The organism is Mesorhizobium abyssinicae (genome assembly GCF_049887195.1).
GTDB lineage: Bacteria > Pseudomonadota > Alphaproteobacteria > Rhizobiales > Rhizobiaceae > Mesorhizobium > Mesorhizobium abyssinicae.
On the sequence record NZ_JARAKC010000002.1, the window covers coordinates 695,721 to 720,562 of the forward strand.

Genomic DNA, 24,842 nt, shown 5'->3' on the forward strand with positions numbered 1-24,842 from the left:
TCATCAGATCGAAACCGTGCAGCTTGTGCCACGCGATCCACTCGATCACATAGGGCTGCTCCAGCTTCATGATCGCGCAGATCACAGGCCTGTCGATGGAAAGCGGAAATCTCATCGCAACTCTTTCATCGCGCAATGTGCCCAAGTTCGACCTGCCGAAACGCGATCGCATCGCCATAGAAGGCCGCGAGCTGCTCGGCGGACGCCGTCCAGTCGCCGATGTCCAGTTGATGGAAGCGGTAGCGCGCGTCGCCCGGCGGAAGCAGGTCGATATCCGGCCTGATCGCCGGATCCAGGATGCCGGCCACCGGCAGATGGATCGTGCGCGCCGACGACAGCCAGCAGGCCAGCCAGGAAAAGGTGCCTACCGACGCGACGACATGGCTTGCCCGGCGCAGCGTCTCGAAATCGGTCAATGGCGATGCCTGCGGCGCGAAGACGGCATCGGTAAAGCGCTGGCGCAGGCGCCGGCAATAGTCGTTGTCGTCATGGGTCTGGCCGACGAAGACCGGCTTGCGGCCGCTGTCGCGGATCAAGGTTTCGAAGAAGGCGAACGGCATCGGGCAGTAGTTCTTGTGGAAGCCGTCGAGGATGTCGCCGGCCCGCACATGGATGACGAGGAAGTCGTCGCCATAGGTCGGCGCCTCGGCTGCGCGCCCGTCGAAAATCCTGGAAACCTCGGCGCGATCGTAATAGCCCAACCTCTGCGCGAAGCCCTTGAACAGGACGCTGCGCGCCCGTTGCTGGCGGAACGCGGCGGCGATCGCGTCGAGATCGTAGCGATGCGAGCCTTCGAGCCGAAGCGCCCGGTACCGCCACAGGAGAGGCGGCCGCACCGTGGCGACGGACCACTCCGGCAGGTCGGCATTGCAGACATAGCCGCCGGGAATGCGCCTGGCCAGCACATGGCTGAACATGTACTGGAACATCCTGTTGCCCATACCGCCAAGCGGTCGCATGACGATCGGTACACGCCGCATCGAACCCCCTTCAGGCCGGCACCGGATCGAGCCTGTCGATCCGGTGCCGGCATTGTTGGCCGGAATAATCGCGTGAGGTTTGTCCGATAGGCAAGCTTCCGGCTCCGTGTTTCCACTTGTCGCGGCTACCCCGGCAATCACGACGGAGTGCCGCCAGCACCGGAACCAAGGCGCGCCGGCGGCGGGATGGCGTGGCGAACGTCATGAAACCTTTTGATTTTTAGGCCGTTGTCGGCCTGATGTCAGAAGCTAGATCCAAATCGAAACCGGTCCGCGGCGCCAAATCGCGTACTGCCCGAACGCCGGGCAAAGCGAAATCGCGCCCGGAGAAATCGAATGAAGACAAGGCTTTGGTCGTCGAAGCCGCGCCTGAGGTCAATGGCGAGGCGGCGCCACCGCCGGAGGCTGCCGAACCCGATCCGCAGCTGGCGCCCGAAGCCGCCGAGCAGGCACGCAGGAAATATCTGCTGAAGCGTTTCTGGATCAGCGCGCGCGGCTACTGGAGCCGGCGCGGCGACAGGCTCGCTTGGCCGTTCACCATCGGCGTGCTTTTGCTGATCTGCATCAATATCGGCTTCCAGTACGGCATCAATGTCTGGAACCGCTCGATCTTCGACGCGCTCGAGCAGCGCAACGCCCGCAGCGTCTATTTCCTCAGCGCCGTGTTCGTGCCGCTGGTGCTGTGCAGCGGCAGCCTGGTCGTCACGCAGGTCTATATGCGCATGACGATCCAGCGCCGCTGGCGTTCCTGGCTGACCACCGCGGTCATCGCGCGCTGGCTGGCCAGCGGCCGCTACTATCAGCTCAACCTGGTCGGCGGCGACCACCAGAACCCCGAAGCGCGCATGACCGAGGATTTGCGCATCGCCACCGAATCGCCCGTCGATTTCATCGCCGGCGTCCTCAACGCATTCCTGTCGGCCTCGACCTTCATCATCGTGCTGTGGACTATCGGCGGAGCGCTGACCCTGCCGATCGGCGGCGAGAGCGTCACCATTCCGGGCTTCCTGGTGATCACCGCGGTGATCTACGCCGCGATCACCTCGACCTCGATGGTGGTCATCGGCCGCAACTTCGTGCGCATTTCCGAGACGAAGAACCAGGCCGAGGCCGAGCTGCGCTACACGCTGACGCGCGTGCGCGAGAACGGCGAGAGCATCGCGCTGCTCGGCGGCGAGGACGAGGAGCGCAGCGGCATCGACAGGAATTTCGGCCATGTGCTGAGGCAATGGGCGCTGCTGACCGGCCAGCACATGCGCACAGCACTCGTTTCGCAAGGGTCGTTGCTGTTCGCGCCGGTGGTGCCGATCCTGCTCTGCGCGCCGAAATTCCTCGCCGGCGGCATGTCGCTTGGCGAGGTGATGCAGGCGGCCTCCGCCTTCGGCATCGTGCAGGGCGCGTTCGGCTGGCTGGTCGACAACTACCCGCGGCTTGCCGACTGGAACGCCTCGGCGCGGCGCATCGCCTCGCTGATGATGTCGCTCGACGGGCTGGAGCGCGCCGAGCAGAGCGACGCGCTCGGACGCATAAGCCGCGGCGAGACCGAGGACGGCGCCATGCTCAGCCTCGACAATCTCTCGGTGACGCTCGACGACGGCACCGCCGTGGTCAAGGAAACCGGAGTCGCGATCGAACCCGGCGAGCGTGTGCTGGTGGCCGGCGAATCCGGTTCGGGCAAGTCGACGCTGGTGCGCGCCGTCGCCGGCCTCTGGCCATGGGGCGGCGGCAGCGTCAATTTCCACCCCGGCAGGCGGCTGTTCATGCTGCCGCAGCGGCCCTACATCCCCACCGGCACGCTGCGCCGCGCCGTCGCCTATCCCGCCGCCGCCGACAACTGGACGGCCGAGGAGATCAACAACGCCCTCGACAAGGTCGGCCTCGCCTATCTCGCGGCCAGGCTCGAGGAAGAGGCGCCGTGGGACCAGACGCTGTCGGGCGGCGAAAAGCAGCGCCTCGCCTTCGCGCGCCTCCTGCTGCACAGCCCCGACATCATCGTGCTCGACGAGGCGACCTCGGCGCTCGACGAGAAGAGCCAGGAGAAGATGATGGAGACCATCGTCCACGAGCTGCCGAAGGTGACCATCATCAGCGTGGCGCATCGCGCCGAGCTCGAGGCCTTCCACAGCCGCAAGATCACGCTGGAGCGGCGCAAGGGCGGCGCCAAGCTGGTCAGCGACATCGAGCTCGTCCCGCGCAAGGGCAAGCGCAATGTGTTCCAGCGCGCCCTGTGGGGGAGCGGTACGAAGGGCGGAGCGCGGCGTGAGGTGGAGTGAGGCCCGCTGGTTCGATTCCTTGGCCGGCGCGGCCGGTTACCTTGCGTTTAGCTCCGCAATGTAAGGAATTGGCACTCCCGGAGGGCGCACGCGAATGCTGGACAACTACGAGCTGGACGGGTTCGGCGTGATCCACCAGATCGACTTCACCCCGATCGAGTACGACAAGCAATACATCTCCTATTACGAGGATTTGAGCGACCGGACCATCAAGCTCGGCTATCAGCGGCTTGGCTGGGTGCTGGGCGTCACCGGTGAGATTCCCCGGTCGGTGCTGGAGATCGGCTACGGCACCGGCACATTCGTCGAAGCCGCCAAAATCACCGGCGTCGCCGACTGCGCCGGCTGCGACATCGCCCAGTTTCCGCTGCCGCAGGGCGTTCGCTTCGTCGACTGGGATGAGGCGCTCGCCGGCTCGTGGGATCTCGTCGCCATGTTCGACGTGCTCGAGCATATCCCGGATCTCAGTTTCCTCGGCCGCCTGGAGGCCCGCCACCTGGCCATCGCCGTGCCCTATTGCCGCTGGCGCGAGCTCGGCGCCGGGGGCGATGCGTGGTTCCAGACCTGGCGCATGCGCCTGCCCGACGAGCACCTGCACCATTTCGACCGCGACTCGCTGGTGGCGCTGCTCGCGCACCACGGCTTCGAGTGCGTGACGCTGAACTCGTTCGAGGACGGGATCAGGCTGCGGCCCGGCGAAGCCGGTCCGAACATCCTGTCCGGCTTCTTCAGAAAGCTGTAGTTGCGGTCCTCGTGCCTGGTCGATCACAGATAGCGGCAGTCTTGAGCGCTTCGGCACGGGAAGCTTGCGGCAGATCGGCGATGCGTCGAACGGAAGCGTAGAACCTCGGATAGTCGCCGGCGCACAGGTCGAACAGGCGAAGAAAGGCCGGAACCTGTTCGCCGTAGACGGCGGTCGCGGCGAGCTTTGCGTTGTTGATCGGGGCCGAGAACCAGGCGTCGTAGCCCCGATATCCCGCCCAGCTTCTGTCGCGCAGCTGCCGATAGCGCATGCGCAGCCTGTCGATCGCGGCAGCCTTGGCGGCCGCCATCTGCTCCGGGCTGCGGGAGCTTTCATAGACCTGCCCCAGCTCGTCGCGGGTTTTCGCCAGCAGTGCGAGAAAATCGGCCCTGCGCCTGCGATCGGCTTCGTAGCGGCGCAATCCGGCGCGATCGCCAGCGGCGCGCAGCCATTTCCTGACGCCGCTGGTTTCGACGGCGACCGCGAAGGCCTCGTTGAAGGCTGAGTCGCCATCGACATAGAGGCGCTGGTGCGCCAGTTCATGAAAGATCAGGCTGGCGAGATAGGTGTCGTCCTGACCGAGCATGGTGCTGAGCAGCGGGTCGCTCGACCAGCCGAGCGTGGAATAGGCGGTGATGCCGGTGACGAAGACGTCCAGCCCCTGCCTGTGCAGTTCGAGCGCGCTTTCCGTCGCGGCTTTGCGGGCAAAGTAACCCCGGTACGGAACGCAGCCGAAAACCGGAAAGCACCATGTGCGCGGCGCAAGCGAGAATTGCGGCGCGGCGAAAACGGCCCAGGTCACGGCGTCGCGATGGATGTCGACATAGCTGCGGTAGCTGCTGTTGTCGGGCAGCGCCAGCTCATCCGTCGCAAACCGCCTGATGGCGCTCGCCGACGTCAGCCTGGCGCGCAAGGCCTCGGGCGTCGACGGGTCGCGGACGAGCGTTCCGACATCTTTCCGCGCCGCCATGATCTCGACATGACCCTGCAGCGACTGCGCGTAGTAGGAAATGCTGGTGCAGCCGGTCAGCCCGGACGCCATGACAACAGCGGCAAGCAAACGAAAAACGCGCTTCACAGCCAGCCCACCGCTTGCCCATCTCCCCCTGGAACCGATTGCACCATGTCTCATCAGGCGCACCGATTTTCGTCAAGATGTCGGCGGGCCGGACTTTCGACTTTGGCAGGATTGGCAAAGGCGGCCATCCGCCTGTGAATTGACTTAGGTCCGCCAAGCGCGCGAGGCTGCCTGGAGGGCCTGGGAGAGTCCTGCCGGGCGCGTCACCAATCGAAGCGGAGGATCGCGGTGAACGAGAAAACCAGTCCGAGGCAGCTTGCGGAGATCGCCAGCTATCACGCCCATATCTACTACGCCGGCCAGCCTGAGCGGCAGCATGCCGAATGGCTGCGCCTGCGCATCGCAGAACGCTTCCGCGTGCGCCTGGGCAACTGGCGCGACGAGCCGGTCGGCCCGCATCAGCAGGCCATGTACCAGGTCTCGTTCGCCAACGAGGTTTTCGCGACGCTGGTGCCGTGGCTGATGCTGAACCACGGCGGCCTGAGCATCCTCATCCACCCCAACACCACCAACCCCAAGCGCGACCATACGGTCGACCCGGTCTGGATCGGGAAGGCGCTGGGGGTACACGAAGAGGTGCTTGGCGAAGAGGACGAGGCGGAAGAGGCGCTGGAGGTGAATACGGAGCCGACGCTGGAGGCGTAGCGGCGGCGGTCTCGGCAGCAGGGCAGTCGCCCATGGCAGCGCCCTCTCCGACCGCTACGCGGCCACCTCCCCACCTTGTGGGGGACAGGCCGAGCAACACGCGCCGACCAGGAAGGCGCTCTCAGGGGGCTTGCGCCGTCATTTCCTTTGCCAGCTCGCCGATCAGCGAGCGCAACCACCTGTGGGCGGGGTCGTGGCGGTAGCGAACGTGCCAGGCCATCTCCACCGGAAAGGTGCCGAGGTCGACCGGCGTCGGCAGCACCTTCAGCCGCGGATCGCGCTCGAGACTGCGGCAGATAAGCTTCGGCAGCGTTGCGCAATAGTCGGTGACGGCAAGCATCTCCGGCACGGCAAGGAAATGCGTGACGGATACCGCAACCTCGCGCTTGAGGTTTTGCTGCCCCAATGCCTGGAAGACACCCGCGCGCAGCCGGCCCGGCGGCAGCACGTTCACATGCTTGAGCATTTCGTACTGTTCTCGGGAAATCCGGTCCCGGACGCCGGGATGGTCCTTGCGCACCACGCAGGCCAGCCCATCGTCCATGAGGTGCTGGACGACAAGGTTGTCCGGCGGATCGACGATCCGGCCGAGCACCATGGCCGTGGTGCCGGAAATGACGCCGGTCTCGGCCAGATCGTTGCCGAATGCCGTCATCCGCAGCTTGATCCCCGGCGCTCGTTCGCGCGCCCTCGCCACCAGCGCCGGCATCAGCACGATCTCCACGTAGCTGTTGGGGGCAAGGGTGAACAGCCGTTCGGTGTTTGCCGGCTGGAACTCCTGCTGGTTCAGGATGAGATCGTCCAGTTGCGCCAGCGCCGCCTCGATCGTCGGCGCGATCTCCTCGGCGAGCTGCGTCGGCTTTATGCCGTAGCGTTCCCGGATGAACAGCGGATCCCGCAAGGTGTCGCGCAGGCGGTTCAACGAATTGGACAGCGCCGGCTGCGTGATGCCCAGCCGCGCTGCCGCCCGTGTCACGCTGCGCTCCTCCATCAGGGCCAGGAAAACCGGGAGCAGGTTCAGGTCGTATCTCATCGAGATATAATCTCAGATAAATATCTGAAATCGAAGAAGTAAATTTCTGAAATATGTGGGCAAGTGCCACTATCGGCTCGTCGATAAGCCGATGCGGCTGATCGAGCTCCCCATCAACCGGCGGCGACGCCTCGCGGCGCGGCATCATCTGACGAAAGCATGCGACAATGAAAGTCATCATCGTACTCACCTCCCACGACGCTCTGGGCGACACCGGCAAGAAGACCGGCTTCTGGCTCGAAGAGCTGGCAGGGCCGTATTACGTCTTCAAGGACGCCGGCGCCGAGATCACGCTCGCCTCGCCGAAGGGCGGCCAGCCGCCTCTCGACCCGAAGAGCGACGAGCCGATGTTCCAGACCGACCTCACGCGGCGCTTCAGCGCCGACGAGCTTGCCAAGGCGCAGCTTGGGGAAACGGTGCGCCTGGACAGCATCGACCAGAAGGATTTCGACACGGTCTTCTACCCGGGCGGACACGGGCCGCTGTGGGATCTGGCCGAAGATCCGAATTCGATCAGGCTGATTGAATCCTTCGCTGCCGCCGGCAAGCCGGTCGGCCTCGTTTGCCATGCGCCGGGCGTCCTGCGTCACGTGACCAATCCCGACGGCACCCCGTTCGTTCAGGGCCGCTATGTCACCGGCTTCACCAATGCCGAGGAAGCGGCTGTGGGTCTCACCAACATCGTGCCTTTCCTCGTCGAGGACGAGCTCATCCAGCTCGGCGCGGTCTTCTCCAGGGTCAAGGATTGGGGCGTGCACACGGTGGTCGACGGCCGGCTCGTCACCGGTCAGAATCCGGGGTCGTCGGTCGAGGCGGCGGAGGCGCTCATGGCTGCCGTGAGCCTGGTGAAGACCAGGGCCGCCTGAGCGGGCATCGTGATCTGCCGCAGGCTCACGCCACGCTTCGTCATCCTCGGGCTTGACCCGAAGGGGTGCGCTGTCCGCCGGCGCTCTCAGCGCCTGGTGCTCCGGCTCCGCCACGCTTCGTCATCCTCGGGCTTGACCCGAGGATCCATGCTGTGCCGCCTGCCGAAGAATGCGCCCTGGCAGAATTCCGCGCCGTCGCGACGCTCGCAGGTCACGGCATGGATCCCAGGGTCTGCGCGCGTCGCTTCGCTCCTTGCTCCGCCCCAGGATGACGAAGGTGATAGGCACGGCGCTCCTTAACGCGCCCTCTGTCGCCATCGGCGACCGCTGCGCTGGCAGGAATTGCTTCGCCCGTCGCAACATACCGCTTTCGGCCTAGTCCATATTATTGGGTAAGTGACTCACGTGCGAGTGAGGCCAATACTTCCCGCTGGTAAATCATGCCGGGCGGGGGCTCGCAAACATGGATTCCGATATCGTCTCGGGCATTGCCGTTGCTTCGATCGTCGTCGGCCTCTCCGGCCAGGCCGTTCTGCTTTGGATCACCTGCCGCGGCCTTGGCTGGAGGCCGGCGATCGTCAGCAACCGCAGACGGCGCTTCGCCAGGCACCGCGATTAGAATTCGCCTGGCACGCCGCGCCGCTGAAGCGACGCTGCAGCTAGAAGCCCATGTCTTTCAGCCAATTCCAGCCCCGGCCCTTACGGGTTTCCAGATCGGCCTGGTAATAGACCACCGCCATCAAAGCTGGGAAACCGACGCCACCGACAATGACAATCGCGACAAGGCCGAGCCACCGGTAGGCGAGGATGCCGATCACACCGAGAATGATCGCCCCTACGACATGGGAAATTTGAACGGTCATGGCCGGTTTGTAGCTGAGCCTTGATTGGCGGTCATCCGGGTTTTTCAAATATAGGATCGCCACCCGCCGAACCGCTTCGGCCTTTGCAGAAGCCGCGCGGATGGTGCAAAACACCGCATCCGAAACGGGAAGCGCCGAGCGATACTGCCACTCGACGCGATCGTTGCCTTTGCCGCGGCCGCCACTCTGCTCGCCTGGGTGCCCGGTCCCGACGATCTGATCGCGCTGATCCAGTCGGCGCTTATGGCCGCATGGTGGGCGTGTTCGTCACGCTTGGCCTCTGCACCGGGCTGATCGTCCACACCGTCGCGGTCGCCATCGGCATGGCCGCCATCTTCCAGACCTCGCAAGGTGCCTTCAACGCGCTGAAAATCATCGGCGCGGCCTATCTGATCTATCTCGCCTACAAGGCGTTTCGCGCCAGGGGTAGGCGCGGTATTTAAGTCGACGGTCGGAGTCTACTCATCGATGGGAAAGGCGTGCGCCTCCACGCTGCAGATGCCTCGGCATGCACTCACTCACGCAGATCGTCCGCGTGCTCGCGAAACGGACTGCGGCCCTAGGTGGCCGATGCGGTACAAAGTCGAATGACTACAACGGGGCACAAGCTGCGATTCGACATACGTCGCGTCCTGTCCCCACTCACCCCCCCGCCAGCCGCGGCAGCAGAAAAATCTCCGCCCCCGGTGGCAGCTCCTTGCTCCACGTATCCCTATAGATCGTCCCGTCGATCGCCACAGCAATCCCGCGGTCGATCCAGGGCTCGATGCCGGGATACTGTTCCGCCAGCTTGCGGAACAGCTCCCTGATGTCCTTGGCCTCGACCTCGACCTTGCTCTTGCCCCCGGCGAGCTGGCCGAGCGCGCCCCAAAGGGTGACTTCGACCATTAGAGCAAGGTCCTCATCTCGGCTCTAGCCTTCCCGTTCCGCCTCGATCGCCGCCAGGATGCGCGGCGGCGACATCGGGATGTGGGTCATGCGCACGCCGGCGGCGTTCGACACCGCGTTGGCGATCGCCGCCAGCGGCGGCACGATCGAGGTCTCGCCGACGCCGCGCACGCCATAGGGGTGGTTGGGGTTGGGGATCTCGAGGATCTGCGTGTCGATCATCGGCAGGTCGGAGCAGACCGGGATGCGGTAGTCGAGGAAGCCGGCGTTCTGCAGCCGCCCGTCCTTGCCGTAGATATACTCCTCGTTGAGCGCCCAGCCGATGCCTTGCGCGGCACCCCCCTGGTACTGGCCCTCGACATAGGTCGGGTGCACCGCCTTGCCGGCATCCTGCACCACCGTGTAGCGGATGACTTTGGTGAAGCCGGTCTCGGGGTCGACCTCGATGTCGCAGATATGGGTGGCGAAGGAGACGCCGGCGCCGTCGGCGACGAGCTCGCTGTGGCCGGCGATCGGCCCGCCGGTCGTGCCCGACCTGGCCGCGATCTCCTTCAGCGACAGTTTTCCGAGATTGCCGTGCTTGTCGCCCTTGGCGACCGCATGGCCCTGTTCCCAGGCGACGTCGTCGACCGAGATGTCCCACATCTGCGCGGCGCGCTCGCGCAGGATTTTGATCGCATTGCGGGCGGCCGAGATGGTCGCCATCGACGACGAGAAAGTGCCGCGGCTGCCGTCGGTCATGTCGTTGTAACCGAGGCTGGAGGTGTCGGCGACGATCGCCTTGACCTGGCTATAGTCGATGCCGAGCTCCTCCGCCGCCACCAGCGACAGCGAGGCGCGGGAGCCGCCGACGTCGACCGTGCCGACGGCGAGCGAGACCGAGCCGTCCATGCCGATGTTGAGGTCGGTGCAGGTCTGGCCGCCGAAGTTGAACCAGAAGCCGCAGGCCATGCCCCTGCCCTGGTTTTCCTTGAGCGGCGCCTTCATGTGCGGATGGTTCTTCGCTGCCTCAAGGGTAGGCCCGATGCCGATCGGGCCGTAGACCGGGCCGTAGGACGAGCGCGTGCCTTCCTGGGCGGCGTTCCTGATGCGGAACTCGACCGGGTCGATGCCGACCTCCTTGGCGAGCTCGTCGACGGCGCTTTCCACCGCGAAGGCCGCCATCGGAGCGGAAGGCGCGCGATAGGCCGCTGTCTTCGGCCGGTTGACCAGCACCTCGTAGCCGACGGTCTTGACGTTCTCGAGCCTGTAGCAGGCGAAGGCGGTCATGGCGCCGATCTCGGCCCACGTGCCGGCATAGGGGCCGCTCGTGTAGCGCAGCGTCGCTTCGGCGGCGGTGATGGTGCCGTCCTTGCGGGCGCCGATCTTGACGTCGATCGAGGTGGCGCTGGTCGGGCCGGAGGCGCGGAACACCTCGTCGCGGGTCATCACCAGCTTCACCGGCCGTCCGGCCTTTCTGGACAAGGCAAGCGCCACCGGCTCGGCCCAGACATGGGTCTTGCCGCCGAAGCCGCCGCCGATCTCGGAGGAGGTGACGCGCAGCTTCGAGGCTTCCATGCCAAGCAGTTGCGCGCAGTGCTGGCGATAGACGAAATGGCCTTGCGTGCAGACCCAGAGGTCGGCGGTGCCGTCGGACGACACGCTCGCCACGCAGGCATGCGGCTCGATATAGCCCTGGTGCGTCTGCTCCGTCTTGAAGGAGCGCTCGACGATGAAGTCGGCCTGGCCAAAGCCCTGATGCACGTCGCCATGGCCAAACTGGCTGCGCTTGGTGACGTTGGACGGCTTGACCGGCTTTTCCTCGAGGCCCTCGGTGAAGGTCGTGTCGTTGATCAGCGGCGCGGTGTGCTTCATCGCCTCGTCGACATCGGTGACATGCGGCAGCACCTCGTAGTCGACCGCGATCAGCTTCAGCGCCTGCCTGGCGGTGCGGGCATCGACCGCGGCGACGGCGGCCACCGCATGGCCGTCATAGAGCGCCTTGGCGCGCGCCATGCAGTTGTCGAGGATGTCGTACATGCCGGCATCGCCGTCGGTGAGGTCGGGCAGGTCTTTCGCGGTGATCACCGCCTTGACGCCGGCGAGCTTCTCCGCCTTCGAGGTGTCGATCTTCCTAATGACCGCGTGGGCATGCGGGCTGCGCAGAACACGCCCGACGAGCTGGCCGGCCATGTTGAAGTCGGCGCCGTAGCGGGCGCGGCCGGTCACCTTGTCGACGCCGTCGGGGCGGATGGGGCGCGTGCCGACGGAGGAGAAATTGCGTCCGGAATAGCGCGGATCGAAATTCATCTCAGGCTCCCTTCATCACGTTTGCCGCGTCCTGGACGGCGCGCACGATCTTGTCATAGCCGGTGCAGCGGCAGAGGTTCCCCGCAAGGCCGAAGCGGATTTCCTCCTCGGTCGGGTCAGGATTCTTGGCCAACAGGTCTTTCGCCGCGATCAGGAAACCCGGCGTGCAGATGCCGCATTGCAGTGCGGCGTGCTCGAGGAATTTCTGCTGCAGCGGATGCAGTTTTTCGCCATGCGCCATGCCCTCGACGGTCTCGATGCGCCGGCCTTCGGCCTCGGCGCCAAGCACCAGGCAGGAGCAGACCAGCCGGTCGTCGAGGATGATCGAGCAGGCGCCGCAGTCACCGGTGCCGCAGCCTTCCTTGGCGCCGGTCAGCCCGAGCCGGTCGCGCAGCACGTCGAGCAGCGTCTCGTCCGGCTGGCAAAGATACTCGACGTGATCGCCGTTGATTGTCGTTGAAACCGCTACACCAGCCATCACTTGCCTCCCGCACGCGCATAGGCGGTCGTGGCGGCTCTCCTGGCCAGCACGCCCGCAACTTTCCGTCTGAACTCGATGGTGCCCCGCTTATCGTCGATCGGCCGGCAGGCGCCCGCGCAGACCTTGGCCAGCCGCTCGAGCGCCGCTTCGTCAAGCTTCCTGCCGATGAGCGCCTCGGCGGCCTCCTCGACCAAAAGCACCGTGGGTGCGGCGGCGCCCAGCGCGACGCGGGCCGATTTGACGACGCCCTGCTCGTCGAGCGTCAGGTTGACGCCGGCGCTGACCACGGCGATGTCCATCTCGGTGCGCGGAATGAAGCGCAGATAGGCATCGCCCGAGCGCGGCGCCCGCTTGTCGAGCAGGATCGCCTCGATGATCTCGCCCTTGGCGAGCGAGGTCCGACCCGGCCCGGTCGGCACCGCCTCGACGGCAATCGTGCGCTTGCCCGAAGGTCCGGCCACCAATGCCTTGGCGCCGGCAGCCACCAGCGCCGGTACGCTGTCGGCGGCCGGCGAGGCGTTGCAGAGGTTGCCGACGATGGTGCAGCGTCCCTGCACCTGCTTGGAGCCGATGAGGTTTGCCGCCTCGACGACGCCCGGCCATGCCTTCTTGAGCGAAGCGCTCTCGCCCAGCACGGCGCAGGGCACCGCGGCGCCGATGCTGAAGCCGTCGGCGGTTTCGCGGATCTCGCTCAGGCCCTCGATGGCCTTGATGTCGACGATCAGGTCGGGTTCGACGAAGCCGCCCTTCATCCTCACCAGCAGATCGCTGCCGCCGGCGAGGATGGCGGCGGTGCCGGCCGATCCGGCCAACTGGCCGACGGCATCTTCGATTGAAAGCGGACGTATGTAACGCATCGTCTCCCCTTGGATATGGCAAATCTCAGCGACCGTTATAAAGGGTCTCCTCATAATGGCCATCCTCTTCCGCATTGGCGGCGATTGGGCCAGGCGGCGCAAAATGCAGTCCCAAACAGGCTTAAGCCAGTCCGGACGGGCCGTCAGCGGCCCGGAAATTGCGCCAGACGACAAGATAGAGCGGCTCGGCGTCGCCGCGAAACGATGACCCGCTGCAGGGGCTTGACCCGACGATCGCCGGCGTGAAACCTCTCGGTCAAAGGGAGGAGTTTGCATGCGACATCTGTTGGCTGCCCTGCCCGCCTTGATCCTGGCGACAGCGGCGCAGGCGAGTACGATAGCCTACGGCGCCAGGGTGGGAATGGAACTCACCATCGTGAAAAAGACGGGCATCGGCTCCACGCATGCCAGCATCCTGGCCAAACACAACAGGCGGAAGGCGGGCGTCTTCTGCCGTGAATATGGCCACGATTTCTCCAAGGATTGCATCGACGCGGAAATGAAGTCGCCCCTGCACTTCGAGATCACCGCCAACTGCAAGACCGGCAAGTTCACCACCTTCTATGGCGCCAACATGCTGTTCCAGGGCCGCAACGAGGGCACCGATGTGACGACGGACTATCTGATCACATCGATTGATGACAATGTGGTGCTCGATGGCTCCGGCGCTTCCGGCTACGACTATACGCTGGAGCAGTTCAAGGCGCTGTGCCCCAACCGGGTGAAGTAAGGCCGGTGGCCAGGCCTGGCCCGCCCAAGCCCGGACCATGGCCGTGGCAGGCACGGCCATTTGTCGCTAGCAAGTCGTCATCGGAGGCCAAGAAGCATGACCCTGACCAATCGGGATATTGTCGAGCTGACCGCGTGGCGGCGCAAGCTGCACCGGCAGCCGGAGATTTCGAACGAGGAGGAGAAAACGGCAAAGGAAGTCGTTTCCTTCCTCGCCGATACGGGGCCGGACAAGGTGCTGACCGGACTGGGCGGGCACGGCGTCGCGGCGGTCTACGACAGCGGCCGGGCCGGCCCGACCGTGCTGTTCCGCTCCGAACTCGACGCGCTGCCGATCGAGGAACTCTCCGGCGTGCCGCATGCCTCGCAGGTGCCGGGCAAGTCGCATATGTGCGGCCATGACGGACACACCGCGATCCTGGCCGCGCTCGGCCGTCAGCTCGGGCGCGAGCGGCCGGCAAGCGGCCGTGTCGTGCTGATGTTCCAGCCGGCGGAAGAAACCGGCAATGGTGCTGCCGGCGTCGTCGCCGACCCGCGCTTCGGCGAGATCGCGCCGGACTTCGCCTTCTCGCTGCACAATCTGCCCGGCGTGCCGTTCGGCGAGGTGCGGCTCAAGTCCGGCGTGGTCAACTGCGCCTCGCGCGGCATGCGCATCGCGCTGGAGGGCAAGACCGCGCATTCCTCGATGCCGGAGACCGGCGTCTCGCCGATGCTGGCGATCAGCGAGCTGATGCCGGCGCTGCCGGCGCTCGGGCGCGGCAGCTTCGCCGACGACGATTTCTCCATGGTGACCGTCACCCATGCCGCGATGGGCGAAGCCGTGTTCGGCATCGCGCCCGCCCATGCGCAGGTCTGGGCGACGCTGCGCACCCGGCGCGACGAGCGCATGGCTGATCTCTGCGCCGCGGCGGAAGCGCTGGCCGCGGAAATCGCCGGCCGGCATGGCCTTGCCGTAAGCTCCGACTACCACGAGATTTTCGTCGCCAGCGTCAACGCACCGGACGCGGTGGAGCATCTGCGCCGCGCCCTCGACGAAGAGAGCGTCGTCCATGGCGAAGAAGCCCTGCCGATGCGCGCCTCGGAGGATTTCGGCCTGTTCGGCCACAGCGCCAAGTCGGCGATGTTTTTCCTCGGCGCCGGCGAGCGCTACCCGGCCCTGCACAATCCGGACTATGATTTTCCGGACGACCTGATCCCGATCGGATCGAAGATCTTCATGCGCACGGCGCGCAATTTGCTGGGGTGAAGAGGCTGGCGGCGTGGCCTTTGCGGGTCATAACGAACGACGGCCTTGGTCAAAATTGGACATTGTCGAACGACCGCTTCTGCGGGCGCGGTGTCACGCAATAGCGGCCCGGCGGCTCAGCTATCAGCCACGCCGCAATTCTTCAGCATGCGCCTTCACCAGATCGGCCATGCTGTCGAAGCGGAAATCCACCGTCGGTACGTCGCCCGGGTTCATCGTGGCACCGAAGCCCTGATCCGCATGCCGGCGATAGATCCAGCACGATGTCAGGCCGAAGCGGTTGGCGGGAGCGTGATCGTGGAACATGCTTTCCGCCGTGTGCAGGATCTGTCGCTTCTCAAGCCCGATTCTCCCGAGCTTTTCGAGCATATAGTCGAAGTTCCGGTCGGAAGGCTTGTAGGAGCCGATATCTTCCGCCGTATAGATCGCATCGAAATCCACGCCGAGCTTCTCGTTGCTAAACGAAAAGCTCTCGTTGTCGACGTTGGAGAGGATGACCAGCTTGTAGTGCTTCTTGAGATACCGCAGGGCTTCGGCGGAGTCGGCAAAAGCCGGCCAATCCTTCACGCTTTCGCCATACGCCACACATTCCTCGCGGGTGACGATGACACCCCATTCCTCCGCAAGTCGCTTGTAAACGATCGGCAGGAGGTCGCGGTAGCGTTTCCCCGGTGTCCATTTCTGCTGACTGGATTCGTGCCGGGCGTGCGCCTCCAGAATCTCGTTCCGGCTCAAGCCGCGGCCAGCCCGTTCGGTCAACGGCTTCAGGCCGTCGATCATGCCGGATTCCCAGTCTATAAGCGTGCCGTAGCAATCGAAGGTCAGGGCTTTGAAATCCGTGAGCTTCATAGGTTCACCTCCTTGATGTCCATGATTGGATCGACGCTGGCGTGATCGCACGAGCCGTCATCGACTGATCATCCGATATGCTGCTGACCGAGCTCCAGGTCCTTCCACGCTGCGCTGCGCGACGACGTGAACCAGACACCAAACAGTGTCACCGCAAGGCCAACGAACATCGCCGTCGAAAGCGGCTCGCCGAACATCGACCAGCCCCAGAGCATCGTCACCGGTGGGCTGAGATAGATCACACTGCTGACCTGCGAGGCCGTGTAGAGGCGCAGGCTCACATAATAGGTGCTGTAGCAAAAGAAGGTCGAAAACAGCACCAGCCAGGCGATGCCAAACCCGAATCGGGCATCGAGGGGCGGCATCAGCCCGCCATTCCATTCGGCGCAGGCGGCGAAAAGGATCGCCGCCGTCAGGCATTGAATGCACAGGCTCTGATGGATGGGCATATTGATCGTCCCCATCCGCTTCTGCACCACCGTTGCCAGCGCCAGAACCATCATGGAAGCGACTGTCAACACATAGGCCCAGGCCGGGGCCGTCCCGAGGCTCAGGCTGTCCAGCGAGACGACGAGCACGCCTGTCACTCCGAGAGCCGTTCCGATCCATTGTCGCCCGGTCAATCGCTGCCCCAGAACCGGCTGCGACAAGGCTGCGATGGCGAGAGGGACAAGATCGGAAATCAGCGCGACAAGGCCGGTCGGCACGCGCTGACCGATGGCAAGCGCGAATCCGCCCAGATAGAGGAACATCATCGCCACGCCGAAAACCATCTGCTCGACCAGGGCACGTGCGCCTATGCGCGGCCCGATCAGCAGAGCAAATGGCAAAAGAATCAATCCCGACATCAGGGTCCGCCAGAACAGGACCAGCATGACATCGGCATTCTCGCTGGCGTAGCGGATGCCGACGAAGCCAGAACTCCAGCTTACCACCAGGGCCGTCGCCATCATTGGCCACACGAGGCGATGGGCTTTGCTGTGCAGGAGCGTCATGGGATCTCTTTGGTCAGGCGCCCGTAGCTCCGACAAGCGGATCACGGCCAATTATGGCGCTGACTATTGGCGACAAGCACGCACGTTTGCACATGACAAATTTCGATACGATCATGAAATAGCCGCGAAATCCGCATACTGGCTTGCCTGAAAAGCGTCGGCGGATCAGAAATCGGCGTATCGCATTGGTTTCGATTGAGGATTGTCATGGCTGGAGTGATGAGCCGCCGCCTGGATGTCGACGCCTTGCGCGCACTGGTCGCGATCGAGAAGCACGGCGGCGTCACGCGCGCTGCCGAGATCCTCGGCTTGTCGCAGTCGGCGGTCAGCCACAAGATCAGGAGACTGGAAGCGAGCCTCGATTGCGAAATCCTCGCTCGGAAGGCAAACGCGCCGATGTTTACCACGGCCGGACTGGATTTGCTTGGTTATGCGCGGCGCATTCTGGGCATCCATGACGAGGCGGTCCTGAGCCTGTCGAAAAGCACGTTGCAGGGCAAGATTGCGCTGGGAATGACCGAGGATACGACCTGCACGGACCTTTCGCGCATTCTTGGCCGGTTTCGCCGGCTCTACCCGGAGGTGAGCGTCCGCACGCATGTGCGCATGAGCCTCGTCCTGCAGGAGCAGCTCAGCCAAGGAGCTCTTGATGCCGCCATCATCCAGGTGTTCCAGCACGAGGTCCGGCCCGCCGATATCCTCCTGTTTCGCGAGACGCTGCATTGGGTGAAATCGCGCGACCTGGTTCTGTCGAACGGGAAGCCGGTCCCATTCCTGTCCTTCGATGAAGCCTGCTTCTTCCGGCGCTGGGGCATGGACGTCGGGCAGGACGAGGGCACGGTGTTCGAGACCGTGTTCGAATGCTCCAGCGCAGCCGGGATCATTGCAGGCGTGACCGCGGGGCTCGGCGTCGCACTCTTGAGTCAGCGGCACCTGCAGCCCGATATGGAGATAGTCGACCACAAATTCCCCAAGCCTCCAGACCTGGCTTATATTGTCAGGCGCGCGCGCAGCCCCCGAAACCCCGCGCTGGAGACGCTGGTCAGGGAGATCGAGGCCGAAGTAAAGCGCTACGGGACGCTTCAAATCGCCGTCTGAGCGCATCGCGCTCCAACTGCCGCTATCTGACCTTGATGACGACCTTGCCCTTGGCGCGTCCCGTTTCGACGTAGGCCAGGGCCTCGTTGGTCGCTTCGAAGGGAAATACCCGATCGACAACCGGGCGGATCGCGCCGGATTCGATGAGGGCGGTGATCTTGCCCAACTGGTGGCCCTGCGCCCACATGAACAGGAACGAGAAGCTCACGCCACGGCGCCTGGCTTTGGACCGAATGGCGCGGCTTAGAAGGCGCAGGAGCGTCCTCAGCACCAGGTTCAACCCCTTTTCCCTGGCGAATTCGGGATCCGGCGGGCCGGAGATCGAGATGAGCTTGCCGCCGGGTTTGAGCACAGTGAGCGACTTTTCGAGCGTTTGGGCGTCCTGGCTGTTCACGACGATATCGTAGCCCGACAGGATTTTTTCGAATTCGTCTTTCCGGTAGTCGACGACGACATCGGCGCCGAGGCCCTTGACCAGGGCAGCGCTTGTTGCGCTCGCCGTCGTCGCAACGGTCGCGCCGAGATGCTTTGCCAGCTGGATCGCGAATATGCCGACGCCGCCGGAGCCGGCCTGGATGAAGACCTTCTGTCCTTTGCTCAGCTTTGCCCTTTCAACGAGCACCTGCCAGGCGGTCAGACCGACCAGGGGGATCGAGGCCGCCTCCTCCATGCTGAGATTGCTGGGCTTCAGGGCGACGTCGGCTTCATCGATGGCGATGAACTCGGCGAATGCCCCGATCCGCCCATCGCGCGGCCGCGCATAGACCTCGTCGCCGGGTTTGAACCTGCGAACTTTCGATCCCACGCGGATGACCTTGCCGGCCACGTCGTGGCCGAGGATGAAGGGCCGGCTATAGGGCAGGATGAGCTTGAACTCTCCGGTCCTGACCTTGGAATCGAGAAGGTTCACCGCCGCCGCATGGATCTCGACCAGGACATCGCTGTCCCCGAGCTTCGGCTCCGGCATCTCGGCCAGCCGCAGGATGCCCTTCTTGTTATATTTGTCGACAACGAATGCCTTCATGGCAGTAACTTCCTGAAAGTGGTTTTGGTGTGCCGCACGGTGAGCATCCCCCTGCCCTGCGCCTGTTCAGACCGGCAAGCGGAACTGCTTGCGCAAGCTCTTGTCGAACATCTCGGCGGGGACAAAGCGGCGCAGCATGCTGACCTGCCGCGCGGCCTTGCCGGCGGTGTAGCGCCGCCGCGGACGGGCATCGGTCGCGGCCTTGACGATCACATCCGCCACCACCTCCGGCCGGTCGGCCTTCGGCATCACATCGCGAAGCAGGGCGTCGACCCCGGCGCGCGCCCGATCATATTCCTGCAACGGGGAATCCGGCTCGATCCCGTTCTGGTCGAAGACGGTGCGCACGAATGCCGGCTCGATGACGGAGACGCGAATGTTGAAGGCACGAACCTCGTGATCGAGCGATTCCGAATAGCCCTCGATCGCGTGCTTGGCCGCCGAATAGTGGGCCGAATACGGCGCCGGCACGAGACCCAATATCGAGCCGATGTTGATGATGCGCCCTTCGCCATGCCGCCGCATCGACGGCAATACCGCGTTGGTCATACGCACGACGCCAAACAGATTGACGTCGAACAAGCTCTGTACCTGCGCGATCGAGAATTCCTCGGCGCCGCCAAGCATGCCGACGCCGGCATTGTTGACCAGCACGTCGATCCGGCCGGTGCGCGAGAGCACCGTCGATACGAGCGCCGCGACGGCATCGCCGTCGGTCACGTCGCAGGCCAGCATGGTCACCCCTTCCGGGCCGTTGCCGGCCGCGCGGCGGCTCGTCCCGAAAACGGTGAACCCCGCCTGGGCCAAGGCCTCGGCGCTGGCCCAGCCGATGCCCGACGAGGCTCCGGTCACGATAGCGGTCTTTCCGGAATTCGCGCTCATGTCATACTCCAAGATTACCAAGGCCGGCTCTTTCCAGCCCATTAAATTACGGGTATAATATCACATTATGATCATAATGCAATAGCCGAAAGGACGTGCAGCCATGCGCTATGAAAAGGGCCGGAAGGACGCCTCACGCGGCCGGATCATGGAAGTCGCCGCCGAACGCTTTCGAAGCGACGGCATCGCCGCGTCCGGACTGGCGACCATCATGAGCGACGCCGGACTGACGAACGGCGCCTTCTATCCGCACTTTCAGTCGAAGGCGGAACTTGTCCGCGAAAGCGTGGCGGCGGCCCTCGATACCCAGTCGCAGCAAATGCAGGAGTTGTTGGCTTCGGGCGGTCCCGAAATGGCCATAGGGGCATATCTGTCGGCCGCGCATCGGGACAATCCGGACAAGGGCTGCGCGTCCGCCGCGCTGCTGCCGGAGATCGCGCGCCAGCCGCCTGAAACCCGCCAGGTCTATACCGAGCGCTTCCTGTCACTGGTGAGCCAGGTGTCCGCCACCTTGCCGCCGGGCAAGGATCCGGAAGGCGTGGCGCTGGGCGTCTTTGCGACGCTCATCGGCGCGCTGCAACTGGCCCGCGCGGTCGAAGGCACGGAGTTGTCGGATCGCATCCTTTCGGCGGGAGCGGATGCGGCGCGGACACTGATCCAGCAGAGTTAGACCGCCGTCAGCCGAGCGCGATCCAGGCGGTCTTCAGGTCGGTGTATTTCTCGACGGCGTGCAGCGACTTGTCGCGGCCGAAGCCGGACTGCTTGACGCCGCCGAGCGGCACGGTGATGTCGGCGCCGCCATAGGTGTTGACATGGACGACGCCGGCATTGATGGCGCGCACCATGCGGTGCGCGGTCGACAGGTTCGATGTCCACACGGCGGAAGCCAGCCCGTAGACGGTGGAGTTGGCAAGGCTCACCGCCTCCTCCTCGGTGTCGAAGCGCATGACGCCGAGCACGGGCCCGAACACTTCCTCGCGGGCGATTTGCATGTCCCGCGTCACGTTCTCGAAGATGGTCGGCGCCATGTAGCTGCCGCCGGTCTCGGCCAGGATGCGCTCGCCGCCGGTGATGAGGCGGGCGCCCTCCTCCGCCGCCTTGGTGACGAAACCGAGGTTCTTGTCGAGTTGCTCGGCGCTCGACACCGCGCCGATGTCGCTGCCGAGATCGAGCGGATCGCCGACCTTCAGCCTGGCGGTTGCCTTGAGGAGCTCATCCATGAAGCGATCGTAGATCGACGCCTGGACGAGCAGGCGGGAACCGGCGACGCAGACCTGGCCGGAATTGCGGAAGATGCCGTTGGCCGACACGGTCGCTGCCTGCTTCAGGTCCGGCGCGTCGGCAAAGACGATGTTGGGCGACTTGCCGCCGAGCTCGAGGAAGACGCGCTTCAGGTTGGAGCGCGCCGAATAGTCGAGCAAGCGGCGGCCGACCGGACCGGAACCGGTGAAGGCGATGGCATCGACATCCATGTGCAGGCCGAGCGCCTCGCCGGCCACCGCGCCGCGGCCGGTGACGACATTGAAAACGCCTTCCGGCAACCCGGCCTCGGCAGCAAGCTCGGCCAGCCGCAGCAGCGTCAGCGAGGCGATTTCCGGCGGCTTGACGACGATCGAGTTGCCGGCGGCGAGCGCCGGCGCGATCTTCCAGGCGCCAATCATCAGCGGGAAATTCCACGGCACGATGACGCCGACGACGCCGAGCGGTTCCTTGTGGATCAGGCCCAGCACATTGTCGGCAGTCGGCGCGATCTCGCCATAGATCTTGTCGATCGCCTCGGCGTAGTAGCGGATGGTGCCGGCCGCCGACAGCGGCTCGGCCTTGTAGGCCATGCCGATCTCGGTGCCGTTGTCGCGCACGCCGAGCACGGCGAGTTCGTCGGCGTGCTTCTCGACCAGTTCGGCGAGCCTCGTCAGCACCTTCTTGCGAAAGGCGGGAGCCGCGCGCGACCAGGACCCCTTCTCGAAGGCCTTGCGGGCAGCGAGCACCGCGCGATCGACATCGGCGGCATTGCCGTCGGCGATGCTGGCGAAGGGACGTCCGTCGATCGGCGAGATCACCGGCAAGGTGGCGCCGGTCGCGGCTGCCGTCTGGACGCCATCGATGAACAGATTTCGCGCGCCGACCTCGGCCTTGCGCAGCGTGTCGATGGTGGTCTGGCTGATCATTGGGCAGCGGCTCCGAAGGCGACATTGAGGGTGGTAGGCGCGCGGAACTCCCAGCCGCGGAACACCGGTTCCTTCCCGGGCACCAGTTTCAGGTCCGGGAAGCGCTCGAGCAACAACCGTAGCGCCAGGCACATCTGCTCGCGCGCGAAAAAGCGGCCGGAACAGAAATGATGGCCGAAGCCGAAGGCGGCGTGGTTGCCTTCGTCGCGATGGATGTCGAAACGATCGGGGTCGGTGAAGCGGCTTTCGTCGCGGCTGGCCGAGGAGACCAGCGCCGCGACCGGCGCGCCGGCGGGGACCACGGCGCCGCCGATCTCCACCGCGCGTGTCGTCTGGCGCGTCTGGGTGCCGATCGGCGCCACCCAGCGCAGGCCCTCGTCGACCGCCTTCGGCACGAAGGTGTCGGGGTCGTCGAGCACTTGCCGCAGTTGTTCGGGATGGGCGAGCAGGCCGGCAAGGATCGAGCCGGCGCCATGGCCGGGCTCCTGCATGCCGCCGAGCAGGATGACCTTGATGCTCGGCATCAGGAAATCGATTGGACGGGTTTTCCCATCCGGCATGCCGTCATGCAGCATGTGCGAAAGCGCCGAGTCGTCGGGCTCGCGGGCGAGCCGCTCAAGCGTCGGCAGGATGGCGGCGCCGACCTCGGCGCTGATCGCATCGGCGACCTCCTGCCGCTTCGGGTCGTTCTCGAAATTGATGGCGCCCTGGGCGAGGCCATAGAACCAGCGCCGCAGGGTCGGCATATCGATGTCGTCGAGGCCGAGCGAACGCGCCAGGCTGAGCGTTGACACCGGCTCGAAATAGTCTGCCATCAGTTCCGCCGTGCCCTGTTCGGCGATCTGGTCGAGAAAGGGCCCGGCGATCGAGCGCACGAGGTCGCCGGCATAGGAGGCGACGGTGCGCGGCCGATATTTTGGATCGACGCCCTGGCGAAGGTCTTTGTGCGTCTCGCCGTCGGTGGTCAGGATGGTCGGCTTGCCGAAGGAGCGTTCGACCGGCGACGTGCCGACCACCGCCGAGAAGATGTCGGGCGACTTGGTGACTGTCTCGACATCCTTCCAGCGAGTGACGAACCAGAGGTTGACCGCCGGCACATAGGCGACCGGGGCGCTGCGCCTGAGCTCGGCGTAGATCGGGTAAGGATCGGCTTCCAGCGCCTCGACGGTGATCTCGTCGGCAAAGCTCAATGCCGTCACTCCCTTTGCGATGGAAAGGGCGGCGCCAGGCGCCGCCCCTTGACTTTCTCAATCCTTCAGCGGCACACCGAGATTGTCGAAGGCGACCGGATCGCGGCCCTTCAATGCGCTCGCCAGCAACAGGCCGACGACGGCGGCGATCAGCACCAGCAGCGGCAGGAACACGCCGAGGAAGCCGCCAGCGCCCGACAGGCTGCCGAAATTGATGACGATCAGGTAGATGATGACGACGAAGGCGATGAAGGTCAGCCCCGGCAGCACGGTGGTCTTCAGCGTGTTTTCCTGAGCGGACGGATTGGCGCGGAAGTACATCACCACGGCCAGCGAGGCCACCGCCATCATCACGATGACGCCGAGCGTCGCGACATTGGTCAGCCACGAAAACAGCGCCAGCACCGGGTCAAGGCCGAGCACCGCGAAGAGCCCGACGACAACAGCGGCAAGCACGGTCTGGATGACAGAGGCGACATGCGGGCTCTGGTGCGCCGAATGGGTCACTCCGATGGTCTGCGGCAGCAGCTTCTCACGGCCGGCGACATAGATGTAGCGGGCGACCGCGTTGTGGAACGCCAGCACCCCGGCGAACAGGCTCGACACGAACAGGATGCTCATGGCGTGGGTGAGCGCCGTCCCGGAATAGCGGTCGGAGAGGCCGAACAGGAAGGTGGTCGGATCCTGCAGGCCCTGCAAGTCCGGCAGCAGCTTGTCGACGCCGGCGCCGACCGCCATCAGCCAGGCGGTGACCATGTAGAAGAGGCCGATCAGGATGACGGAGAAATAGGTGGCACGCGGAATGGTGACCTTGGGGTCGCGCGCCTCCTCGGCGTAGATGGTGGTCGCCTCGAAGCCGATGAAGGCGGCAAAGCAGAACAGGATGGCGATCGCCGGCGCGCCGCTGGTGATCTGGCTCCAGCTGAACGGTGCGGCCGACAGGCCGCTGTCGCCGCCGGTCTTGAGGATCGTCAGGTCGAGGATCAGCACCACGACATATTCGGCAAGCACCAGCACGGTCAGGATCTTGGCCGACAGGTCGACCTGCCGGTAGCCGAGCACGGCGACGATGGCGATGGCGATGAAGCTCCACACCCACCAGGGCAGAGCGATGCCCCAGCCGGCGAACAGGCCGGCGGTCGCGGCACCGAGCAGGCCCATGACGCCGATCTGCATGGCGTTGTAGGAGAGGATGGCGATCAGCGCCGTCGCACCGCCTGCGAGGCCGCCGAGACCGCGCGCCGCATAGGCATAGAAGGCGCCCGCATTGCCGACATGGCGCGACATGGCGACGTAACCGACAGCGAACAGGAGCAGCAGGACGGTGACGATGAGATAGGTGCCGGCAAAGCCGGCGCCGTTGCCCATCAGCATGCCGAGCGGCGTTCCACCCGCCACAGCCGTGAGCGGCGCCGCGGCCGAGATCACCATGAAGGTGATGGCTCCTACGCCAAGGCTGTTCTTCCTTAGCCGGTTCGCTTCGCCGGCTTCAATTGTCGTCATCTTTCCCTCCAGATCCGCGCTCGCGGAAACCAAGTGTCCCTGAAATGCCGTGGCCTTCTGCCGGGCCTTGATCGTTTCACTATTTGCAACGACATTTCGAATATAGACTTGCAAAGGAATCGACTTGCTGTCAAGTTAATTCGCACGTTAAGTATCTGATGGA

General features: G+C 64.8%; 26 protein-coding genes. 11 read left to right on the forward strand and 15 right to left on the reverse strand.

The window, feature by feature from the left end:
* Positions 1-125: 125 nt before the first annotated feature.
* Positions 126-980 carry an alpha-1,2-fucosyltransferase gene (locus tag PU724_RS07845; RefSeq protein WP_354421185.1) on the reverse strand — a complete coding sequence of 285 codons (855 nt, stop codon included), beginning with the start codon at positions 978-980 and terminating at the stop codon, positions 126-128.
* 239 nt (positions 981-1,219) lie between these two features.
* On the opposite strand from PU724_RS07845, the gene PU724_RS07850 reads away from it, so the two are divergent.
* Both PU724_RS07850 and PU724_RS07855 read left to right on the forward strand, forming a co-directional pair.
* Positions 1,220-3,253, forward strand: a complete 2,034-nt coding sequence (locus tag PU724_RS07850; protein WP_426213072.1) for an ABC transporter ATP-binding protein/permease — start codon at positions 1,220-1,222, stop codon at positions 3,251-3,253.
* Between the two features lie 94 nt (positions 3,254-3,347).
* The gene (locus PU724_RS07855) at positions 3,348-3,995 is read left to right on the forward strand and encodes a class I SAM-dependent methyltransferase (protein WP_354421188.1); all 648 of its coding nucleotides are present in this window, start codon (positions 3,348-3,350) and stop codon (positions 3,993-3,995) included.
* On the opposite strand, the gene PU724_RS07860 is transcribed toward PU724_RS07855, so the two are convergent.
* Positions 3,982-5,037, reverse strand: coding sequence for an aminopeptidase (locus PU724_RS07860; protein ID WP_354421270.1), 1,056 nt, complete (start codon positions 5,035-5,037; stop codon positions 3,982-3,984). The genes PU724_RS07855 and PU724_RS07860 overlap by 14 nt on opposite strands.
* Before the next feature lie 264 nt (positions 5,038-5,301).
* Between PU724_RS07860 and PU724_RS07865 the strand changes: the two genes are divergently transcribed.
* Complete coding sequence (locus tag PU724_RS07865; RefSeq protein WP_127309681.1) at positions 5,302-5,718, forward strand: DOPA 4,5-dioxygenase family protein; 417 nt, start codon at positions 5,302-5,304, stop codon at positions 5,716-5,718.
* 121 nt (positions 5,719-5,839) lie between these two features.
* Here PU724_RS07865 and PU724_RS07870 read toward each other — a convergent pair whose 3' ends face one another.
* Positions 5,840-6,751: a LysR family transcriptional regulator gene (locus PU724_RS07870; protein ID WP_354421190.1), complete on the reverse strand. Its 912-nt coding sequence runs from the start codon at positions 6,749-6,751 to the stop codon at positions 5,840-5,842.
* Between the two features lie 167 nt (positions 6,752-6,918).
* Between PU724_RS07870 and PU724_RS07875 the strand changes: the two genes are divergently transcribed.
* Both PU724_RS07875 and PU724_RS07880 read left to right on the forward strand, forming a co-directional pair.
* Positions 6,919-7,617 carry a type 1 glutamine amidotransferase domain-containing protein gene (locus tag PU724_RS07875; RefSeq protein ID WP_354421192.1) on the forward strand — a complete coding sequence of 233 codons (699 nt, stop codon included), beginning with the start codon at positions 6,919-6,921 and terminating at the stop codon, positions 7,615-7,617.
* Positions 7,618-8,080: 463 nt separating this feature from the next.
* Positions 8,081-8,236, forward strand: a complete 156-nt coding sequence (locus tag PU724_RS07880) for a hypothetical protein (protein ID WP_354421193.1) — start codon at positions 8,081-8,083, stop codon at positions 8,234-8,236.
* A 40-nt stretch (positions 8,237-8,276) separates the two neighbouring features.
* Here PU724_RS07880 and PU724_RS07885 read toward each other — a convergent pair whose 3' ends face one another.
* Positions 8,277-8,594 (reverse strand): hypothetical protein, encoded by a 318-nt coding sequence (locus PU724_RS07885; protein WP_354421195.1) that lies wholly within the window; start codon positions 8,592-8,594, stop codon positions 8,277-8,279.
* A 137-nt stretch (positions 8,595-8,731) separates the two neighbouring features.
* Here PU724_RS07885 and PU724_RS07890 point away from each other — a divergent pair, with 137 nt between their 5' ends.
* Complete coding sequence (locus PU724_RS07890) at positions 8,732-8,923, forward strand: LysE family translocator (protein ID WP_354421197.1); 192 nt, start codon at positions 8,732-8,734, stop codon at positions 8,921-8,923.
* A 199-nt stretch (positions 8,924-9,122) separates the two neighbouring features.
* Here the strand turns inward: PU724_RS07890 and PU724_RS07895 are convergent, their stop codons facing one another.
* The 4 genes from PU724_RS07895 to PU724_RS07910 are packed head-to-tail and all read right to left on the reverse strand — an operon-like array spanning position 9,123 to position 12,995.
* Positions 9,123-9,368, reverse strand: a complete 246-nt coding sequence (locus tag PU724_RS07895) for a MoaD/ThiS family protein (protein WP_354421199.1) — start codon at positions 9,366-9,368, stop codon at positions 9,123-9,125.
* A gap of 24 nt (positions 9,369-9,392) precedes the next feature.
* Complete coding sequence (locus PU724_RS07900; protein ID WP_354421201.1) at positions 9,393-11,657, reverse strand: xanthine dehydrogenase family protein molybdopterin-binding subunit; 2,265 nt, start codon at positions 11,655-11,657, stop codon at positions 9,393-9,395.
* Between the two features lies 1 nt (position 11,658).
* Positions 11,659-12,135 (reverse strand): (2Fe-2S)-binding protein, encoded by a 477-nt coding sequence (locus PU724_RS07905; RefSeq protein WP_127394218.1) that lies wholly within the window; start codon positions 12,133-12,135, stop codon positions 11,659-11,661.
* Entirely contained in the window at positions 12,135-12,995 is an 861-nt protein-coding gene (locus PU724_RS07910) for an FAD binding domain-containing protein (RefSeq protein ID WP_354421203.1), read from the reverse strand. Before PU724_RS07910 ends, PU724_RS07905 begins: the two co-directional genes overlap by 1 nt.
* Before the next feature lie 55 nt (positions 12,996-13,050).
* On the opposite strand from PU724_RS07910, the gene PU724_RS07915 reads away from it, so the two are divergent.
* The 3 genes from PU724_RS07915 (at position 13,051) to PU724_RS07925 (ending at position 14,970) form a co-directional block, all read left to right on the forward strand.
* Entirely contained in the window at positions 13,051-13,203 is a 153-nt protein-coding gene (locus tag PU724_RS07915) for a hypothetical protein (RefSeq protein WP_354421205.1), read from the forward strand.
* 66 nt (positions 13,204-13,269) lie between these two features.
* Complete coding sequence (locus PU724_RS07920) at positions 13,270-13,725, forward strand: hypothetical protein (RefSeq protein WP_354421207.1); 456 nt, start codon at positions 13,270-13,272, stop codon at positions 13,723-13,725.
* Between the two features lie 96 nt (positions 13,726-13,821).
* Positions 13,822-14,970 carry an amidohydrolase gene (locus tag PU724_RS07925; RefSeq protein ID WP_354421209.1) on the forward strand — a complete coding sequence of 383 codons (1,149 nt, stop codon included), beginning with the start codon at positions 13,822-13,824 and terminating at the stop codon, positions 14,968-14,970.
* A 123-nt stretch (positions 14,971-15,093) separates the two neighbouring features.
* On the opposite strand, the gene PU724_RS07930 is transcribed toward PU724_RS07925, so the two are convergent.
* Together PU724_RS07930 and PU724_RS07935 are read right to left on the reverse strand one after the other, a co-directional pair.
* Positions 15,094-15,819, reverse strand: a complete 726-nt coding sequence (locus PU724_RS07930; RefSeq protein WP_354421211.1) for a haloacid dehalogenase type II — start codon at positions 15,817-15,819, stop codon at positions 15,094-15,096.
* A 68-nt stretch (positions 15,820-15,887) separates the two neighbouring features.
* Positions 15,888-16,814, reverse strand: a complete 927-nt coding sequence (locus PU724_RS07935; protein WP_128272702.1) for a DMT family transporter — start codon at positions 16,812-16,814, stop codon at positions 15,888-15,890.
* A 207-nt stretch (positions 16,815-17,021) separates the two neighbouring features.
* On the opposite strand from PU724_RS07935, the gene PU724_RS07940 reads away from it, so the two are divergent.
* Positions 17,022-17,912 (forward strand): LysR family transcriptional regulator, encoded by an 891-nt coding sequence (locus PU724_RS07940; RefSeq protein WP_354421213.1) that lies wholly within the window; start codon positions 17,022-17,024, stop codon positions 17,910-17,912.
* Positions 17,913-17,934: 22 nt separating this feature from the next.
* On the opposite strand, the gene PU724_RS07945 is transcribed toward PU724_RS07940, so the two are convergent.
* Positions 17,935-18,936, reverse strand: a complete 1,002-nt coding sequence (locus PU724_RS07945; RefSeq protein ID WP_354421215.1) for an NADP-dependent oxidoreductase — start codon at positions 18,934-18,936, stop codon at positions 17,935-17,937.
* 66 nt (positions 18,937-19,002) lie between these two features.
* Entirely contained in the window at positions 19,003-19,818 is an 816-nt protein-coding gene (locus PU724_RS07950) for an oxidoreductase (protein WP_127284982.1), read from the reverse strand.
* A gap of 103 nt (positions 19,819-19,921) precedes the next feature.
* Here PU724_RS07950 and PU724_RS07955 point away from each other — a divergent pair, with 103 nt between their 5' ends.
* Positions 19,922-20,488: a TetR/AcrR family transcriptional regulator gene (locus PU724_RS07955; protein ID WP_127284981.1), complete on the forward strand. Its 567-nt coding sequence runs from the start codon at positions 19,922-19,924 to the stop codon at positions 20,486-20,488.
* 7 nt (positions 20,489-20,495) lie between these two features.
* Here PU724_RS07955 and PU724_RS07960 read toward each other — a convergent pair whose 3' ends face one another.
* The 3 genes from PU724_RS07960 to PU724_RS07970 are packed head-to-tail and all read right to left on the reverse strand — an operon-like array spanning position 20,496 to position 24,679.
* Positions 20,496-21,986, reverse strand: a complete 1,491-nt coding sequence (locus tag PU724_RS07960; protein WP_354421218.1) for an aldehyde dehydrogenase — start codon at positions 21,984-21,986, stop codon at positions 20,496-20,498.
* Complete coding sequence (locus PU724_RS07965) at positions 21,983-23,176, reverse strand: cytochrome P450 (RefSeq protein WP_127286350.1); 1,194 nt, start codon at positions 23,174-23,176, stop codon at positions 21,983-21,985. Before PU724_RS07965 ends, PU724_RS07960 begins: the two co-directional genes overlap by 4 nt.
* A 57-nt stretch (positions 23,177-23,233) precedes the next feature.
* On the reverse strand, positions 23,234-24,679 hold the full coding sequence (locus PU724_RS07970; RefSeq protein ID WP_127286349.1) for an APC family permease: 1,446 nt from the start codon (positions 24,677-24,679) through the stop codon (positions 23,234-23,236).
* Positions 24,680-24,842: the final 163 nt, after the last annotated feature.

Bases quoted from the DNA above. Each gene is read 5' to 3' on its own strand.
- PU724_RS07845 (WP_354421185.1), bottom strand. From the start codon at position 980: ATGCGGCGTGTACCGATCGTCATGCGACCGCTTGGCGGTATGGGCAAC.
- PU724_RS07850 (WP_426213072.1), top strand. From the start codon at position 1,220: ATGTCAGAAGCTAGATCCAAATCGAAACCGGTCCGCGGCGCCAAATCG.
- PU724_RS07855 (WP_354421188.1), top strand. From the start codon at position 3,348: ATGCTGGACAACTACGAGCTGGACGGGTTCGGCGTGATCCACCAGATC.
- PU724_RS07860 (WP_354421270.1), bottom strand. From the start codon at position 5,037: ATGGCGTCCGGGCTGACCGGCTGCACCAGCATTTCCTACTACGCGCAG.
- PU724_RS07870 (WP_354421190.1), bottom strand. From the start codon at position 6,751: ATGAGATACGACCTGAACCTGCTCCCGGTTTTCCTGGCCCTGATGGAG.
- PU724_RS07875 (WP_354421192.1), top strand. From the start codon at position 6,919: ATGAAAGTCATCATCGTACTCACCTCCCACGACGCTCTGGGCGACACC.
- PU724_RS07880 (WP_354421193.1), top strand. From the start codon at position 8,081: ATGGATTCCGATATCGTCTCGGGCATTGCCGTTGCTTCGATCGTCGTC.
- PU724_RS07890 (WP_354421197.1), top strand. From the start codon at position 8,732: ATGGTGGGCGTGTTCGTCACGCTTGGCCTCTGCACCGGGCTGATCGTC.
- PU724_RS07895 (WP_354421199.1), bottom strand. From the start codon at position 9,368: ATGGTCGAAGTCACCCTTTGGGGCGCGCTCGGCCAGCTCGCCGGGGGC.
- PU724_RS07900 (WP_354421201.1), bottom strand. From the start codon at position 11,657: ATGAATTTCGATCCGCGCTATTCCGGACGCAATTTCTCCTCCGTCGGC.
- PU724_RS07905 (WP_127394218.1), bottom strand. From the start codon at position 12,135: ATGGCTGGTGTAGCGGTTTCAACGACAATCAACGGCGATCACGTCGAG.
- PU724_RS07910 (WP_354421203.1), bottom strand. From the start codon at position 12,995: ATGCGTTACATACGTCCGCTTTCAATCGAAGATGCCGTCGGCCAGTTG.
- PU724_RS07915 (WP_354421205.1), top strand. From the start codon at position 13,051: ATGGCCATCCTCTTCCGCATTGGCGGCGATTGGGCCAGGCGGCGCAAA.
- PU724_RS07920 (WP_354421207.1), top strand. From the start codon at position 13,270: ATGCGACATCTGTTGGCTGCCCTGCCCGCCTTGATCCTGGCGACAGCG.
- PU724_RS07925 (WP_354421209.1), top strand. From the start codon at position 13,822: ATGACCCTGACCAATCGGGATATTGTCGAGCTGACCGCGTGGCGGCGC.
- PU724_RS07930 (WP_354421211.1), bottom strand. From the start codon at position 15,819: ATGAAGCTCACGGATTTCAAAGCCCTGACCTTCGATTGCTACGGCACG.
- PU724_RS07935 (WP_128272702.1), bottom strand. From the start codon at position 16,814: ATGACGCTCCTGCACAGCAAAGCCCATCGCCTCGTGTGGCCAATGATG.
- PU724_RS07940 (WP_354421213.1), top strand. From the start codon at position 17,022: ATGGCTGGAGTGATGAGCCGCCGCCTGGATGTCGACGCCTTGCGCGCA.
- PU724_RS07945 (WP_354421215.1), bottom strand. From the start codon at position 18,936: ATGAAGGCATTCGTTGTCGACAAATATAACAAGAAGGGCATCCTGCGG.
- PU724_RS07950 (WP_127284982.1), bottom strand. From the start codon at position 19,818: ATGAGCGCGAATTCCGGAAAGACCGCTATCGTGACCGGAGCCTCGTCG.
- PU724_RS07955 (WP_127284981.1), top strand. From the start codon at position 19,922: ATGCGCTATGAAAAGGGCCGGAAGGACGCCTCACGCGGCCGGATCATG.
- PU724_RS07960 (WP_354421218.1), bottom strand. From the start codon at position 21,986: ATGATCAGCCAGACCACCATCGACACGCTGCGCAAGGCCGAGGTCGGC.
- PU724_RS07970 (WP_127286349.1), bottom strand. From the start codon at position 24,679: ATGACGACAATTGAAGCCGGCGAAGCGAACCGGCTAAGGAAGAACAGC.